The organism is Brevundimonas sp. GW821-FHT09G01, assembly GCF_059416065.1.
Genome location: NZ_JBWKOL010000001.1, coordinates 945,480 through 961,881 on the forward strand (window position 1 = coordinate 945,480; position 16,402 = coordinate 961,881).

Annotated in this window: 13 protein-coding genes and 1 pseudogene; 8 read left to right on the forward strand and 6 right to left on the reverse strand. The window is 68.3% G+C overall.

Translation table 11 applies throughout. From position 1 onward, the window contains the following. Positions 1-18: 18 nt before the first annotated feature. Entirely contained in the window at positions 19-1,452 is a 1,434-nt protein-coding gene (locus AC07NB_RS04690) for a LytR/AlgR family response regulator transcription factor (protein WP_494572519.1), read from the reverse strand. A gap of 110 nt (positions 1,453-1,562) precedes the next feature. On the opposite strand from AC07NB_RS04690, the gene AC07NB_RS04695 reads away from it, so the two are divergent. Then, on the forward strand, positions 1,563-3,008 hold the full coding sequence (locus tag AC07NB_RS04695) for an alpha/beta fold hydrolase (protein WP_494572520.1): 1,446 nt from the start codon (positions 1,563-1,565) through the stop codon (positions 3,006-3,008). Between the two features lie 146 nt (positions 3,009-3,154). On the opposite strand, the gene AC07NB_RS04700 is transcribed toward AC07NB_RS04695, so the two are convergent. Then, on the reverse strand, positions 3,155-3,394 hold the full coding sequence (locus AC07NB_RS04700) for an acyl carrier protein (RefSeq protein ID WP_092312098.1): 240 nt from the start codon (positions 3,392-3,394) through the stop codon (positions 3,155-3,157). A 168-nt stretch (positions 3,395-3,562) separates the two neighbouring features. Continuing rightward, positions 3,563-4,579, reverse strand: a complete 1,017-nt coding sequence (locus tag AC07NB_RS04705) for a polyprenyl synthetase family protein (protein ID WP_494572521.1) — start codon at positions 4,577-4,579, stop codon at positions 3,563-3,565. A 116-nt stretch (positions 4,580-4,695) separates the two neighbouring features. Between AC07NB_RS04705 and AC07NB_RS04710 the strand changes: the two genes are divergently transcribed. After that, a complete protein-coding gene (locus AC07NB_RS04710) occupies positions 4,696-5,454 on the forward strand; it encodes a tRNA1(Val) (adenine(37)-N6)-methyltransferase (protein ID WP_291841150.1) in 759 nt (252 codons plus the stop codon). Positions 5,455-5,538: 84 nt separating this feature from the next. Here AC07NB_RS04710 and AC07NB_RS04715 read toward each other — a convergent pair whose 3' ends face one another. After that, the gene (locus tag AC07NB_RS04715; RefSeq protein WP_494572522.1) at positions 5,539-5,787 is read right to left on the reverse strand and encodes a hypothetical protein; all 249 of its coding nucleotides are present in this window, start codon (positions 5,785-5,787) and stop codon (positions 5,539-5,541) included. 174 nt (positions 5,788-5,961) lie between these two features. On the opposite strand from AC07NB_RS04715, the gene AC07NB_RS04720 reads away from it, so the two are divergent. Continuing rightward, positions 5,962-6,573 carry a TIGR02466 family protein gene (locus AC07NB_RS04720; protein ID WP_494572523.1) on the forward strand — a complete coding sequence of 204 codons (612 nt, stop codon included), beginning with the start codon at positions 5,962-5,964 and terminating at the stop codon, positions 6,571-6,573. Here the strand turns inward: AC07NB_RS04720 and AC07NB_RS04725 are convergent. Continuing rightward, a complete protein-coding gene (locus AC07NB_RS04725) occupies positions 6,560-7,168 on the reverse strand; it encodes a TetR/AcrR family transcriptional regulator (protein WP_494572524.1) in 609 nt (202 codons plus the stop codon). The two genes, AC07NB_RS04720 and AC07NB_RS04725, sit on opposite strands and share 14 nt — an antisense overlap. Positions 7,169-7,278: 110 nt before the next feature. Between AC07NB_RS04725 and AC07NB_RS04730 the strand changes: the two genes are divergently transcribed. The 3 genes from AC07NB_RS04730 to AC07NB_RS04740 all read left to right on the forward strand — a co-directional run bounded on the left by AC07NB_RS04730 (position 7,279) and on the right by AC07NB_RS04740 (position 9,443). Further along, on the forward strand, positions 7,279-8,028 hold the full coding sequence (locus AC07NB_RS04730) for a 3-oxoacyl-ACP reductase family protein (protein WP_494572525.1): 750 nt from the start codon (positions 7,279-7,281) through the stop codon (positions 8,026-8,028). 84 nt (positions 8,029-8,112) lie between these two features. Continuing rightward, positions 8,113-9,024, forward strand: coding sequence for an alpha/beta hydrolase (locus tag AC07NB_RS04735; RefSeq protein WP_494572526.1), 912 nt, complete (start codon positions 8,113-8,115; stop codon positions 9,022-9,024). Positions 9,025-9,089: 65 nt separating this feature from the next. Further along, positions 9,090-9,443, forward strand: a complete 354-nt coding sequence (locus tag AC07NB_RS04740) for a hypothetical protein (RefSeq protein WP_492312891.1) — start codon at positions 9,090-9,092, stop codon at positions 9,441-9,443. Positions 9,444-9,474: 31 nt separating this feature from the next. Here the strand turns inward: AC07NB_RS04740 and AC07NB_RS04745 are convergent, their stop codons facing one another. Further along, positions 9,475-10,989 (reverse strand): serine hydrolase, encoded by a 1,515-nt coding sequence (locus AC07NB_RS04745; RefSeq protein ID WP_494572528.1) that lies wholly within the window; start codon positions 10,987-10,989, stop codon positions 9,475-9,477. Positions 10,990-11,173: 184 nt separating this feature from the next. Between AC07NB_RS04745 and ettA the strand changes: the two genes are divergently transcribed. Further along, entirely contained in the window at positions 11,174-12,841 is a 1,668-nt protein-coding gene (gene ettA, locus AC07NB_RS04750; RefSeq protein ID WP_492312889.1) for an energy-dependent translational throttle protein EttA, read from the forward strand. Between the two features lie 190 nt (positions 12,842-13,031). Then, positions 13,032-16,402 (forward strand): annotated as a pseudogene (locus AC07NB_RS04755) (hypothetical protein); the annotation flags it as partial.

Here is a 16,402-nt window from a genome sequence, read left to right on the forward strand (position 1 = left end):
GCCGCTGGCCTGGTCGACCTAGAGCAATTCAGGTTCGTCCAGCGCCTCGCGGACGGTCGGGAGGCGGTTTCGGCTGATGGGCAGGGGCGTGCTTTCGTCCATCAGCAGCCGGCTCCGGCCGCCGTCCCGCTCGAAGCCGCGGACATGGGCCAGGTTGGCGATCACCGAACGGTGGACCCGTAGGAAGCTGGCCGGCAGGTCCTCTTCCAGCCGGTCGAGGCGGGCGGCGTGCAGCAACCGCCGGCCGCCCGTCAGCCGCAGTTCGACATAGTCGTCCGCCCCGACGATGGCCACGATGTCCTCCAGCGGCACGCGCTCGACACCGCGTGAGGACGCCACCGTCAGGCAGTTCGGACGGGCGGCGGCGCGGGTCAGGGCGACCTCGCGCTCCTGATCGTCGCGGCCGAGCCGCACGACCTCGGTCATCAGCAGCGTCAGCACCAGACCGACGGCGAACAGGAAGTAGGACAGGTCGACGACCCAGCCGGGGAACAGCGCGCAGATCGCCAGGAAGACGGCGAGATAGGCCAGGGTCAGGCGCGCGCCCGGCATGCGGCGATAGACGGCGAAAGCGGCTACCGCGGTGGACAGCACCACTCCGGCCATCAGGGCCAGCACGGTCTTACTGTCGAATCCGGGAGCAAAGCAGGTCGCCGCCACCGCCGCCACCGCCAGCGCGACCACCGGGCGCCGCGCCTGGGGCTGGAAGCGCGACACCACATAGGTCGCCAGCAGCACCGCGAAGACGGCGGTCAGAACCCAGATGCCCACCAGCCGCAGACCGTGGACGGGATAGGCGTAGGGGATCAGCACCCGCAGGCTCTCCAGGATCGCCTGCAGACCGGCGACCCCGGCCATGGCCGCCAGCGCCAGGCTGGACCCCGTCCGGCGCAGGATGTGGATGACGCCGAAGCCGAAGGCGGCGGCGAACAGGGCCCCCGCCGCCAGGAAGGCGATCGCCAGCGGGATCGCGCGAGACGGCCAAGGATAGGGCGCCACCAGGATCGCCGCGATGGGGCCGTCCAGACGCACCAGACCATGGAAGGACGACATGCGGATCGTCACGACATTGTCTCCGGGGACCCACATCCGTTCGGGGATCGCGAAGGCCGCCTCGTACCGCCCCGCCGTCTCCGACGCGGGGGAATCACCCGGTCGTCCATTCGCGCCCAGCGTCTGGCCATTGAGCCAGACCTGCGAGGAGGCGACGCCGACGACATAGAGGGCGACGGGATCATCGCCCGCCGGCCGCCGCACGACCGCGCGAAGCCAGAGCTCCCGCCCCTGCGGGTCGATCACGCCCTCGACGGGACGACAGTCCTGAAGGACCGGCGCGGCGACGCCGGGCGCGCCTCGGCACGCCTGCCACGCCAATTCGGCGGGCCGTTCCTGGGCCCGCAGCGCCGTCGAGACCGAAGCCAGAAGAATCGCGATGAAGAGAATCCGCCACATGGCGCGGACCCTATCGCCATTCGCCGGAGAGCGCTGCCGTTCGCCGATGCAGACGCGCCATTCGCCGAAGCACGCCCCAGCCGCTCGAGAACCCTGCTTCAACCGTCGTCATGACCTACACATCCCTGAACCGCCGCTCCATCCTCGCCGCCGCAGGCCTCGCCGTGCCCGCCCTGACGTTTCCCTGGAAAGCCCATGCGCAGGAGCCCGCCGGCCCCTTCCGCTACAAGGCCGGAAACGGCGAAGAGACCGACGCCGTCCGCAGCTATTTCGAGGTACCCGAGGATCGGCGCATCCCCGGTTCGCGTCGCATCCGCCTTGGCTATGTGCGCTTCCCCTCGACCTCACCGAACCCGGGCGCGCCCATCGTCTATCTGGCCGGCGGCCCCGGCGGATCGGGCGTGCGCACCGCGATGGGCCCGCGGTTCCCGATCTTCATGGCCCTGAGAGCGGTGGCCGACGTCATCGCCTTCGACCAGCGCGGCACCGGCCTGTCGTCCAGCATTCCCGACCGGGCCAACACCACGCCCTACCCCGCCCTGACCCATGCCGGCATGACCGCCTGGTACCGGGAGGAGATGCAGAAGGCCTGGATCGACTGGACCCGCGCCGGCATCGCCATGACCGGCTACAACACCGAGCAGAACGCCGACGACATCGAGGACCTGCGCATTCACCTGGGTGCGGAGAAGGTCAATCTGTGGGGCATCAGCTACGGCACCCACCTGGCCCTGTCGGTGCTCAAACGGTATCCGAACTCGATCGGCCGCGTCGCCCTGGCCAGCCTTGAAGGTCAGGACCAGACCGTCAAACGGCCCGCGCACATCGACATGTTCCTGGACCGCGTCGATCGCCTGATGGGGACGGACCCCGCCGTTCGCGCGGCGATCCCGAACATGCCGGCCCTGATGCGCCGCGTGCATGAGCGGCTGGAGGCCGACCCGGCGACGGTGACCATGCCCGCCGAAAGCGGCACGGTCGACGTCCAGATGGGCGGCTTCGGGGTGCAGCTGATGGCCTCCGCCCTGGTCGCCAATCCGCCGCAGCTGACCATGCTGCCGAAAATCTACCTGGCGCTCGACGCCGGGAAGACCGACGTCCTGGCGCCGTTGTTCCCGCCGCCGCATCGCTACTTCAGCATCTCCGGCATGCCGGAGGCGATGGACCTCGCGTCGGGCATCACGCCCGCCCGCCTGGCGATGATCACCGAAGAGGCGAAGACGGCGGTTCTGGGTGACGCCTTCAACATTCCCATGCCGCACCTGCTGGGCGCCATCCCCGGTGTCGACCTGGGTGACGACTTCCGGGCCTCGATCGAGATCGAGACCCCGGCCCTTCTGGTCGCGGGCACCCTCGACGGCCGCACCCCGCTGGAGGAACAGGCCGAGGTGATCGCCCAGTTCCAGAACAAGACGCGGGTGGTGGTCGAGAACGCCGGCCACAACGTCTTCGAAGCTCACCCGGACGTGACGCCCCTGCTGGTCAAGTTCTTCAGTGAGCAGCCGGTGAGCGACACCCACCTGACCCTGGCGCCGCCGACCTTCCCGGTCGTCTGAGACGAATGGCGGCCTGACGGCGTTCGCCGCGATACGCGAACGCCGTCAGGTCGGCCGTCCAGGTTCGCCCAGACGCAGAAAAGCCGCCGTGACGCCCTTCAGCGTCGCGGCGGCTTTTCGATGCCGTACGAAACGGCTGGTGAGCCTTAGCCCGCCAGCTTCTCGTCGATGAACTTCACGGCGTCGCCAACGGTCTGGATGTGCTCGGCGGCGTCATCCGGGATCTCGATGTCGAACTCTTCCTCGAAGGCCATGACCAGTTCGACGTTGTCGAGCGAGTCGGCGCCCAGGTCGTCGATGAAGCTGGCCTTTTCAGTGACCTTGTCCGGATCGGCGTCCAGGTGGTCGATAACGATCTTACGGACGCGTTCCAGGGTGTCGGACATGGTGTCTCTGCCTTCTGATGCCGCCATGGCGGCTGTTGTCTCAATCCTTGCCGTATGACGACGGCGACGGCGGCGCAAGCCTTCTAACGAAGACTCACCCCGACCGGTTGCAGCGCTCTAGCACAGCCGTGGCGGGGTGAAATAGTCCGTAGCGGTGCGGAACAAGCCTTACGCGACCCGGCTGACGGCGAAATCAGCCAACAGCTCCAGCGCGGTCTTCCACTCGCTGTCCGCCAACGGCGCCAGCGCGGCCTTGGCCAGGTCGGCGTAGTCCCAGGCCACGTCCAGGGTCGCGCCGACCGCCCCCGCGCCGACCACCAGCTCGCGGGCGCGCTTGAAGTCGTCCTCGTGGCGCTCGCCCTTGTTGATGGTGCGCTCCCAGAAGCCGTCGTCGTGGCCCTTGGTGCGGGCGGCGGCCAGCAGCAGCGGCAGGGTGACCTTGCCTTCGCGGAAGTCGTCCCCGGTGTTCTTGCCCAGATCCGCGGCCTGGCCGCCGTAGTCCAGCGCATCGTCGGCCAGCTGGAAGGCCAGGCCGAGGTTCAGACCGTAGGCGCGCAGGGCCTGGACCGCCGTCTCGTCGGCGCCGGCCCCCACCGCGCCCGATTCCGCGGCGGCGGCGAACAGTTCGGCGGTCTTGGCCGAGATGATCTGCAGATAGGTGTCCTGATCCAGCCCCAGGTCGTGGGCGCGGGTCAGCTGCAGCACCTCGCCCTCGGAGATGACGCTGGACGCCCGGGCCAGGATGCCCAGGGCCCGCATCTGGCCGGTCTCGACCATCAGTTCGAAGGCGCGGGCGAACAGGAAGTCGCCGACCAGCACGCTGGAGGGGGCGCCCCAGATCAGGTGAGCGGCCACCTTGCCCCGGCGCAGATCCGAGGCGTCGACGATGTCGTCGTGCAACAGGGTGGCGGTGTGGATGAATTCGACCGAGGCGGCCAGGCGGACGGCGGCCTCCATGCCGTTCGGCGCGCCGACGGCGCGCGCGGCGGCCACGGTCAGCAACGGGCGCAGGCGCTTGCCGCCCGCCGCCACGATGTGGTCGGCCAGCATCGGGATGACCGGAACGTCGGACTGCATCCGCTCGACGATCAAGGCGTCGACCACCGCCATGTCGTCGCGCGCGAGCCGGATCAAGGGCTCGACCTCTCCCTTGCGACGGGACTCGGCGACGGTGACAGCGTCCAACGGAATACTCTTCGGGAACGGCGCGGGAGGAGGATCGCGCCTGAAAATCCAGCCGCCGCCTTGCCCGGCGGCGATGCGGCGCACAATGGTGATCGGGTCAACAGGGGTCAAGCCGCGTGACCGTCGCATCCGCCACTGAATCGTCATCGGAAATCGTCGAGAACGCCCTTCTCGGCGGTCGCGTGCGATTCCTCCAGCCCGCGAAGGGCTATCGCGCCGGAATGGACGCCGCCCTGCTGGCCGCCGCCTGCGACGCCGCACCCGGCGAGCGGGTGATCGAGGCCGGCTGCGGCGCGGGCGCCGTGCTGATGCAGATCGCGGCGCGGCGCCCCGGCGTGGCCCTGACCGGGCTGGAGCGGGATCCGGCCATGGCGGCGCTGGCCCGGCGAAACGCGATTCTGAACGGGGCCGAGACCACGATCGTCGAAGGCGACATCGCCCAGGGGTTCCGCGCCCTGGACCTGCCGGTGTTCGACCGCGCGGTGTCCAACCCGCCCTTTTTCGATGATCCGGGCGCCCTGCGCGCGCCCTCTCCCGGCAAGTCAGGCGCCTGGATGGCCGACGACGGCCTGGGCGCCTGGACCCGCTTCCTGCTGAAGTCCGTGCGCGAGGGCGGCCGGATCGTGGTCATCCACCGCGCCGACCGTCTGGCCGATCTGCTGGCGGGCCTGGGTGAGACGGCGGGGTCGTTCGCGATCCGCCCGATCCACGCCTTCGCAGACGAACCGGCCAAACGCGTCCTGGTGCAGGCCATCAAGACCGGCAAGGCGCCGCTGCGGTTGCTGCCCCCGCTGGTGTTGCATGCGCGCGACGGAGCCAAGCATACGGCGGAGGCTGAGGCTGTGCTGCGGGGCGAAGCGGGGCTGGAATGGTGACCGGCCGAAACCGGGCCGCCTGAAGGGCCGCCGGGTGGACGCCCGCCCCAGGCGGACCTCCCCCGGCGACCGAACGGGATGGGGTCAGCCGACGTCAGCGCAGACGCGGAAATGCCAGTCCTGCGAGCAGCCGATCGAGCCGTCGCCGTATTTCTCACAGCCGAAATTGCGCAAACACATTTCGTAGGGGCTGCTGTAGTCCCAGTTGCCGTCTCCGGGGCCGGTCACTCGGGTCTGCGTATACGCGCTTTGGGGCGCGCCCCCGGTCAGGGGCGCCGGAGCGGCGCCCGCCAGGAACACGATCGAGGTGACGGCCAAGGCGATTTTCAGCATGGTTTTCCTCCTTGCCCCGAATGGGCCGACGGAGGTTCAGACAGCAAGCTGAGCCGTCCCAATCACAATAACGTCAGGTTGAGGTCCGCACGCATCGAGCGAACCGGAGGGGCCGACGCTCGGACAGCCCCTCCTCCGCTTTCGCTGATCGGCCCTAGCGGCTATGCCACCGCCATGTCCCTGCGCCCCCTCTTCGTCACCCAGGTCTATGAGGCCTCGCTCGCCGCCTCCACCGGCTTCGCGGCCTTCAACGCTGAGCTGGCCGACGCCTGCCGGATGCTCGCGGCCGAGGACATGGCGGGACGCCAGTGGTGCAAGGAGCACGGCTATCGCGGCTACACCTCCTACGGCTCCCTGACCGACCTGCCGGTGCGGCTGCCGGAGTTCGGCGAGCTGAAGCGGCATCTCGACAAGCACGCGCAAGCCTATGCCAAGGCTCTGAATTTCGATCTGGCGCGCAAGCCGCGACTGGACAATCTGTGGGTCAACATCCTCAAGCCCGGCGGCGGTCACACGGGGCACATCCACCCTCACGCCTTCCTGTCGGGCACCGTCTATGTCGAGGTCCCGGACGGCGCCTCGGCCCTGAAGCTGGAAGATCCGCGTCTGCCGATGATGATGGCTCGCCCCGGAGTCCGCCCTGACGCGTCCGAGGCCGAACAGCCCTTCATCTACCTGGCCCCCAAGGCCGGGACGGTGCTGATGTGGGAAAGCTGGCTGCGCCACGAGGTGCCGACCAACGCCGCCAAGTCCGAGCGCATCTCGATCAGCTTCAACTACGCGTAAGCCCCGCCAGTCCGTCCCAGGCCAGCATGGCGGCGCGGGCGGTTCCGGCCAGTTCGTCCGCCGTCGCCCCCTCGCGGGACCGGAAGGTCATGCCCTGCTGGACCGTGGCGAAGAAGGCGGCCATGGCGGTCAGATCGGCGTCCGGTGCGATCTCGCCCGCCGCCTGACCGGCGCTCAGCCGGTCTCGCATCGTCGCGAACGCATCCTTTCGGATCGCCGCCACATCGTCGCAGGCGCCCTTCGGCAGGGCGTCGAGGTTGGCGCTCGAGATCGCCAGCAGACAACCCTTCGGCTGGTCGCACTCTCCGCTAGCCATCGCCGTGGCCAGCAGCAGCCCCCCGATGGCGTCGCGCGCCGTCGCGGCCTCGGTCATCGAAGCCCACAGGGCCGCGCCCTGGGTGTCGGTGTAGAGCCGCACGGCTTCGCGGAAGAGCGCCTCCTTGCTGCCGAAGGCGGCGTAGAGGCTGGGGGCGTTGATCCCCATGGCCCCGGTCAGGTCGGTCATGGACGCGTCCGCATAGCCCTTGGTCCAGAACACCTCGAGGGCGCGGGACAGGGCTTCATCACGATCGAAACTGCGGGGACGGCCGGCCATGGCGTCTTTCGGACCTCTTTTTCTAACGAGCGATACATAATCCCTTGACGACGGCAGGCAAGCTTTCCATCTGGCGTTCTGTAGCAGTCGTTACAGAATGGAACCAGAACATGACCGCCTCTCTCCCCCTCGCCGGAAAACGCGCCCTCGTCACCGGCGCCAGCCGCGGCATCGGCGCCGCCATCGCCCGTCAGCTGGCCGCCGACGGCGCCGATGTCGCCATCACCTATGAGAAGTCCGCCAACAAGGCCGAAGCCGTCGCCGCCGAGATCCGCGCCCTTGGCCGCAAGGCCGTCGTCCTGCAGGCCGACTCCGGCTCAACCGATGGACCGCAGAAGGCCGTCGAAGGCGCGGTCGCCGGACTGGGCGGCCTCGACATCGTCGTGAACAACGCCGGCATCGCGGGCGGCACGATGTTCGCTGACCAGTCGGCCGAGGAGATCGACGCCCTGCTGAACGTCAACATCCGCGGCGTCATGCTGACGACCCAGGCCGCCCTGCCCCACCTCGGCGAAGGCGGTCGCGTGATCTCGATCAGCAGCGTGCTGGCCGACCGCGTGCCCTTCCCCGGCGTGACCGTCTATTCGGCCACCAAGTCGGCGCTGCAGGCCTTCACCCTGGGCCTTTCTCGCGAGCTGGGGCCGCGCGGGATCACCGTCAATCTGGTCAAGCCGGGCGCCACCGACACCGACATGAACCCTGCCGACGGTCCCAACGCCGCCGGACTGCTGGCGGGCACCGCCCTCGGGCGCTTCGGCCAACCGCAGGACATCGCCTCGGCGGTCGCCTTCCTCGCCGGTCCGGGCGCCGCCTACATCACCGGAACCAGCATCCTGGTCGACGGCGGCATCGGCGCCTGATCGGAGGATGAGGGGGCCGGCGGCCCCCTCATCGCCACATTCCGCCCTAGGCTCCCTCGCAGTGAAGCTTCGAGGGAGTTAGCGATGAAGGCGTTCGGTCTGGCGATGATCCTGCTGGCGGCGTCCGTCGCCGCCTGCACGGAAAAGGCTGACGCCCAGTCGGCGGAAACGCCCGCCCGCGCTGAAGGCGCGCCCTATGTGTTGGCGGGCACCCAGGTCTGGACCGTGCCCGATCCGGTCTCGGGCCGCGATTACGAGGTCTTCGTCAGCCTGCCCGCCAGCTACGAGACCAGCCCCGGACGCCGCTATCCGGTGCTGTACGTCACTGACGCCGACTACGCCTTCCCCATCATTCGCCAGATCGCGCGGCGGGTGAACCTCGACGGCCCGGTGATCGAGGAGTTCATCTTGGTCGGCCTGTCCTATGCGCGGGGGGACAACCCGGTGGCCAGCCGTAACCGCGACTATACGCCGACCCCGAACGGGCCTCGGCGCGCCAGGTCGACCGTCCATGGCGGCGGCTCGGCCTACCAGACCTATTTGAAGACGCAGGCTCTGCCCTTCATCGAGAACCGGTTCCGCGCCGATCCCGCGCGCCGGGTCCTGCTGGGCCACTCCTACGGCGCCCTGCTCGGCGCCCAGGTCCTGTTCACCGATCCGGCGCTGTTCCACGGCTATGTGCTGGGCAGTCCGTCCTTCTGGTTCGACCGGCGGCACATCATGACGATGGAGGCCGAATACGCCCGCACCCACCGCGACCTGCCGGCCGAGGTCTTCATGTATATCGGCGCCTATGAGACTCCCGGCCCCGGCCCCCGCCATACGACGGACGCCGACATGGTCGGGGACGTGCGGACCATGGAACGGACCCTGAAATCCCGTGCCTATCCGGGCCTTCGGGTCCAGTCGGCGGTGCTGGGGGACGAGGATCATCTGACCGTCGCCCCGGTCGGCTTCACCCGCGCCCTGATGGCCCTCCTGCCGGCGCAGACGTAGCGCTTTCGGGGAACCGATCCGACCGCGGCGGCCTTCGTTCAAAGTCGCCGCAATAGGGGGTTCTCTTGAAGAAAAATCCGCTCGTTCTGATCGCGCTTGGGGTCATCCTGATCATTGTCGGCGGGTGGATGCATTTCACGGGTGGTCCGCCGACGGCCGATCCAGGCCTGAGACAGGCTTGCGAGGCTTCAATGGCCGAACGTGGGGCCGATGCGGATCTGATCGCTCAATGCAAACAGGTCGCTTTCGCCACCGCGACCACTGCGACGGACGCAACATCCGCAGCCAGATCCATCAGCGCGGCGAACAACAGCGAGATCGGGGGCGGCGCCGTCTCGATGTTCCTGATGGGCGCCGGCCTGGCCCTGGTTGTGGGCGGGGTCGTCATCCGTCGCGGCGCCCGTCACGTCGCGACCTGACGGCGGCGCCTGCAAAGCCCCAAGCACCGCGTCAGCGCCGCGTGTAGATGTCGCCGTCGTAATCCAGCGACACGGGGCGTCCGTCGGCGCCGAGTCGGAAGGTGACGCCCTGGCCGGTGTAGGGTGTCAGTTCGACCCGCAGGCTTTCCGGATCGGTGAAGTTCTCGGCCACCGCCGACTGCACGCCGATGGTCAGCCGCAGGCGGTCGCCGTCCTCGCGCACGCTCAGGGTCCCGTAGGCCGGGCTGACGTAATCGCCGACATAGGCGGCGTTCGGAAGGCTCAGCGTGCGGGGCCGCTGTGCGCGGGCGGCCAGGTTGCCGGCGATCCCCTCGCGCCGCCGGTCCCTGCGGACAACCAGCTCGGCCAGCTTCGCGTCATAGACGGCGTCCACATCCCGCAGGTTCGCGAACCAGTCATAGGCGTAGTTGGCGACCAGGTCGGCCAGTTCGCCCGCGAAGGCGTCCTCGTTGACCATCACGGCCACGCCCAGATGACGCTCCGGCATGAAGGAGACGTGGGCCCGCGAGCCCGAGAAATTGCCGAAATGGTGGATCAGGACGTCGTCGCCGTATCGCCCGACCTGCCAGCCCAGGCCGTAGCCGGTGCGGACATAGGGACCGAAGGTCGTCTCCTGCGCCACGCGGGACGCATGGGTGGACGCGATGAGGCCGGCGGGCAGGACGCGGCCGCCGCCGACCGTTCCGTCCGTCACCTGCGCCTCCAGCCAGATGGCCATGTCGTGCGCCGTGGAGACCAGCCCGCCCGCCGACTGCATCGTGGCGTCGGTCTTTTGCAGATATGACCGCTCCGGCTGTCCGGAGAGACGCCCGAAATGGCCGGCGGCGACGGTGTGACCCTCGGTCCGCGCCTCGTCGATGAAGGCCGTGGTGTCGGTCATGCCCAGCGGCGTCAGGACCTCGCCCTGCACCAGCGCGCGCCAGTCGCGGCCCCGTTCATGCTCCAGCAAGACCGTGGCCAGGTTGTAGCCCGAGTTGGTATAGTCGAACGTCCCGTAGCCGCCGTCCTCCACCGGTCGGGTCTGCGCGGTCAGGTCCCACATGAGCGCCGGGGTCCAGTCGCCGGAGAAGGCGGCGCGGAAGGCGATCGGCCCGTTCTCGACGCCCGACCGATGGCTGAGCAGGTCGGTCAGGGTGATCCGCCCGGCGATGTCGGCGGGCACGCCGGAGTCCGGCGACCACGCGGCCAGCGGCGCCTCCAGATCGACCTCGCCCCGTCCCGCCATCGCCGCGATGGCCAGGGCGGTGAAGGATTTGGTCGCCGAGGCGATGTAGAACCGCGTGTCCGCGTCCACCGGCGCGCCGCTCGCGACATCCGCCACGCCGACGCCTCCGGTGTAGATCGCGCCGTTCTGGTCCACGACGGCCACGGCCATGCCCGGCACGGCCTCGGTCCGCGCCAGCGCCCGGCGCGCGAAGGCGTCCATGGCGGCGGGGAAGGCGGCGCGGTCCTGCGCTCCGGCCGCGGCCGGCAGGACAAGCAGGATCGCGGCCGCAAGGGCCGTTGCGGCGAGATTCGAACGCATGGATGCTCCCTCGGCCCCGACAGCGAGGCGTACGGCAGAGAGGCCGCCAGGTGATCAGATGGATGCAGGCCGCGGCCATCAAACCGCCCTGCCCGTCCGCTAGTCATTTGCCCTGAAGCGGCGTGGCGGCTACATCCCGCGCCAACCTCCCCATCCGATCAGACGACAGGGCGCACCGCACCTCATGGCGCAGCAATATATTTTCCAGATGCAGGGCCTGACCAAGGCCTTTCCCGGCGGCAAGAAGATCTTCGAGAACATCTGGCTGAGCTTCTACAACGACGCCAAGATCGGCGTGGTCGGGGTCAACGGCTCGGGTAAGTCCACCCTGCTGAAGATCATGGCCGGGCTGGACAAGGAATTCTCCGGCGAGGCCAAGGCCGCCGACGGCATCAAGCGCGGTTACCTGGAGCAGGAGCCCCAGTTGGATCCCGCCCTGAACGTCCGCGAGAACGTCGAGTCCTGGTGCGAAGAGAAGCAGTGGGTCAACCGCTTCAACGCGATCGCCATGGAGATGGCCGAGAACTACTCCGACGAGCTGATGGAGGAGATGACCGCCCTCCAGGAGAAGATCGACGCCGGCGATGTCTGGGACATCGACAGCCGCATCGAAATGGCCATGGACGCCCTGCGCTGTCCGCCGGACGACTGGGAAGTCACCAACCTGTCGGGCGGTGAGAAGCGCCGCGTGGCCCTGGCCCGCCTGCTGCTCAGCAAGCCGGACATGCTGCTGCTCGACGAACCGACCAACCACCTGGACGCCGAATCCGTCGCCTGGCTGCAGCACCACCTGGAAAACTTCCCCGGCTGCGTGATCCTGGTCACCCACGATCGCTACTTCCTCGATCTGGTGACCAAGTGGACGCTGGAGCTGGACCGCGGCAAGGGCCACCCGCACGAGGGCAATTACTCCTCGTGGCTGGAAGCCAAGACCAAGCGCGTCGTGCAGGAGCAGTCGGAATCCGAAGCCCGCCAGCGCGCCCTGACCCGCGAACTGGAATGGGTCCGCTCGGGCGCCAAGGCCCGTCAAGCCAAGTCCAAGGCCCGTCTGGCCGCCTATGAGCGGATGGTCGACGAGCAGGAGAGCATGCGCGGCGCTCAGACCCACGCCGTCATCCAGATCCCGCCGGGCCCGCGCCTGGGCAACGTCGTGCTGGAGGTCGAGGGCCTGCAGAAGTCGTATGGCGACAAGGTCCTGTTCGACAACCTGACCTTCAAGCTGCCGCCCAACGGCATCGTCGGGGTGATCGGCCCGAACGGCGCCGGCAAGTCGACGATGTTCAAGCTGATCACCGGCCAGGAACAGCCCGACGGGGGCACGATCAAGGTCGGCGAAACCGTCAAGCTGGCCTATGTCGACCAGTCGCGCGACGACCTGAAGCCGGACGAGACCATCTGGCAGGCCATCTCGGGCGGCACCGACATCATGATGGTCGGCAAGCGCGAGATTAACTCGCGCGCCTATGTCGGCAGCTTCAACTTCAAGGGCGGCGACCAGCAGAAGAAGGTCGGCCAACTGTCCGGCGGTGAGCGCAACCGCGTCCACCTGGCCAAGACCCTGGCTTCGGGCGGCAACCTGATCCTCCTCGACGAACCGACGAACGACCTGGACATCGAGACCCTGCAGAACCTCGAGGAGGCCCTGGAAGGCTTCGCCGGCTGCGCCGTGGTCATCTCCCACGATCGCTGGTTCCTGGACCGTCTGGCGACCCACATCCTGGCCTTCGAGGGCGACAGCCACGTCGAATGGTTCGAAGGGAATTTCGAGGCCTATGAGGAAGACAAGAAGCGCCGCCTCGGCGTTGAGAGCCTGATCCCGCACCGGATCAAGTTCCAGAAGTTCGGGCGGTAAGACTGCGCTTTTCCGCCGCCGCGCCTCCGCGCGCAGCGGCGGCGGCTCGGCGGCGCGGCAACGCGACAGCCGGTCAGGCGCTTGCTTGTCCTTTAGGCCCTAATTAACCTCTACGCTCAGTTGGGGACTGTTCGCGTGCGCGTCGTATCCCCGGTCGGGTTCGGGCCTGCAGAGCCCTGGGGGAAGACAGATGCCGACGATCACGGGAACCGCCGGCTCCGACACCCTGACCGGGGGGAGCGACGCCGACATCATCAATGACGAGCTCGGCGGCGACGACATCCTGCGCGGCATGGGTGGAAACGACACCCTTCACTTCTGGCGGCCCGAGCGTTCGCCGGTCTCCGTCCTGAGGGCCGAGGGCGGCGACGGGAACGACCTGCTTGACTACTATGTCTTCAACGCCAGCACCGCCGTGCTGGATGGCGGCGCCGGTTCCGACGTGTTCCGTATCTGGGCCGTCGCCGGAAGCGTGGAGATCGTCACCGGCTCCGGCGCCGACATCCTCGATTTCTCTGTCCTGAACCCGACCTGGGGCGGCCAGATGGTCGTCACCGATTTCACCGGCGGCATCGGCGGCGACCGGATCGTCTGGGACAGTCCGACCTTCAAGCTGACCCAGCTCTTCATCGGCTGGAACGGCGGCAACCCCTTCGCGAGCGGCCACCTGAAGCTGACCCAGGTCGGCGCCGACACGGTGCTGTCGATCGATCTGGACGGCGCGACCGGTGCCCAGGCGGGCTACACCGTCCTCACCTTCCGCTCCACCCTCGCCTCCAGCCTCACCGCGTGGAATTTCAGCGGCTACGACCCCAACGGCGGCGGCATCCCCGGCCAGACGTTCATGGGCACCGCCGGCGTGGATCAATTGATCGGGACCAACGGCGAAGACATCATGTCGGGCCTCGACGGCGATGACTTCCTGCAGGGCCGCAACAGCAACGACCGGCTCGATGGTGGGGCGGGGAACGACAGGCTGAACGGCGGCATGGGGGACGACATCGTCGACGGCGGCGCCGGAGACGACCAGCTGTCAGATCTGGGCAACCCCGGCGAGGGCGGCGGCAACGACATCCTGATGGGCGGCGACGGCAACGACACCATTTCGGTCTCGCGTTGGGGCGGCTCCACGGACCGCGTCCAACTGTTCGGCGGAGATGGCGCGGACGAACTCAGCATCATCGGCGACCCAGGATTTTCAGCCCTGCTGGACGGCGGCGCGGGCAATGACCGGATCTACCTGCAGGGATTCCTCTACGGCGACCTGACCATCGCGACCGGCGCCGGGGGGGACACCGTCTACATGGGCCGGCTCGAGAACCCGAGCCCGACGATCCGATTCACCGACTTCACCGCCGGAGCGGGCGGCGACATCCTCAGCTGGGAGCCGATGCTGACCGCCTCCCTCATCCAGTGGAACGGCTACAACCCCTTCCAGATCGGCTTCGCCCGCCTGGTCCAGGAGGGCGGCGACGTCCTGTTGCAGGTGGACCGCGACGCGAGCGGGAACGCGCACGGCTGGATCACGCTGATCACCTTCGTCAGCACCGTGCGGACCGACTTCTCCGCCGCCAACTTCGGCTACAACCCGCTGGTCACGCCCGGACAGATGTTCAGCGGCACGAGCGGGAACGACGTGTTCAACGGCACGGCCGGCGACGATGTCATGCAGTCCTGGAACGGCGACGACGTCCTGAACGGCGGCGCCGGCAACGACGACCTCCAGGGCGGGGCCGGCAATGACATTCTGGCCGGAGGCGAGGGCGACGACCGCCTTGACGGAGGCCAGGGCGGCGACTGGCCCCAATCAACCTACGTCAACGGCCAGTACGTTTCGGGCGGTGACGTCGCCGACTACCGCTCCGCCACCCGCGGCGTGACCGTCGATCTCCGGATCTTCGGGCCTCAGGACACCGGCCAGGGCATGGACCGCCTCGAATGGATCGACGATCTCTTCGGCAGCGCGTTCGATGACGTGCTCACCGGGACCATCGTGGGGCCCAATCTGCTGATGGGCTTCGGCGGCCGCGACCGGCTCAGTGGCGACAACGGCAACGATACCCTGGTCGGCGGCGACGGGGATGACGTCCTGGACGGCGGCTTCGGCGACGACATTCTGGACGGCGGCGATGGCCTGGATGTCGCCGTGTACGGCGGGTCCAGGTCCAACTACGTCATCGCGAGCGGCCCGAACGGCGTCACGACCGTCACCGACACGGCGACCTACAATCAGGTGGACACCCTACGCGGCGTGGAGCGGCTGCGGTTTTCCGACGGCCTGTTCGATCTCAACGGTGCGCCTGTCGCGAATGTCATCAACGGCACGTCGGGCGCCGATGCCCTCGTCGGCACGGCAGGCTTCGACTCCATCGACGGCGGCGTCGGCGATGACGTAATCACCGGCGGACAGGGCAACGACACCATCGCCGGCGGCCAGGGCTTGGATACGGCCGTCTTCACCGGTCTCTCCTCGGCCTATACAGTGTCAACCACCGGCGGCGTGACCACCGTCAGCGGGCCGGACGGCGTGGACACCCTGACCGGGATCGAGCGCCTGCTCTTCTCCAACGGCCTGTTCGACCTGTCGGGCAATCCCCTGCCCAACACGATCAACGGCACGGCGAACGGCGACACCATCGCCGGGACCGGCGGCGTCGATCTCATCTATGCGGGCGGAGGCGATGACATCATCAACGCCGGCGGCGGCGCCGATGTCATCGATGCGGGTTCGGGAGTGGATACCGTCAACGGACAGGATGGCGACGACACCCTGATCGCCACCTCCGTCACCATGGGTTCCCCTTCTCCGCCGCAGACCACGTTCGACGGCGGTGCGGGATCGGACACCTTCGATTTCAGCCGGATTGGCATCGGTCCGGTCGCGTTCTGGAGCTACGATACCGGCATTGCGGCGATCTCCATCGCCAACTACCGTCTGACGAACGTCGAAATCCTTGTCGGCACGAGCGGCCTGGACATCTTCAGCCTGGGCTTCCTGAACGCCGGTGTTCGCATCGACGCCGGGGACGGGAATGACCTGATCACCACCGGCAGCGGCGCCGATGTGATCTTTGGAGGCGCCGGCGACGACGAGATCAGCAGCAGCGGGGCGGACACGCTGGACGGCGGTGATGGAAACGACCTGATCATCATGCCCTACTCCGGGTCGGGCGCGGCGACACTGATCGGCGGCGACGGGACGGACACCTTGCGGTCCTTCGCGAGCGGCACCTTCGTCAACTTCTCCACCGGAGAGGCGCGGATCGCTTTCAACCCCGGCTTGACCATCAGCGTAGCGGCCTTCGAGAACGGCGAGTTCTTCGGGGATACCGTCGCGGTGGGCGGCGCGGGCCGAAACGTCTTCTGGTTCCATGAGCTCAGCTCGAACTCAGGCACTCTCGATTTCGACGGGGGAGCAGGAGACGACGTCCTGAGCGGATGGCGCCTCAACGACACCCTGCGTGGCGGTGATGACAATGACCTTCTGACCGGCGGCGGGGGCAACGACCTGCTGGACGGCGGAAACGGCATCGACACGGCGGACTATTCCGGCGCGGCGGC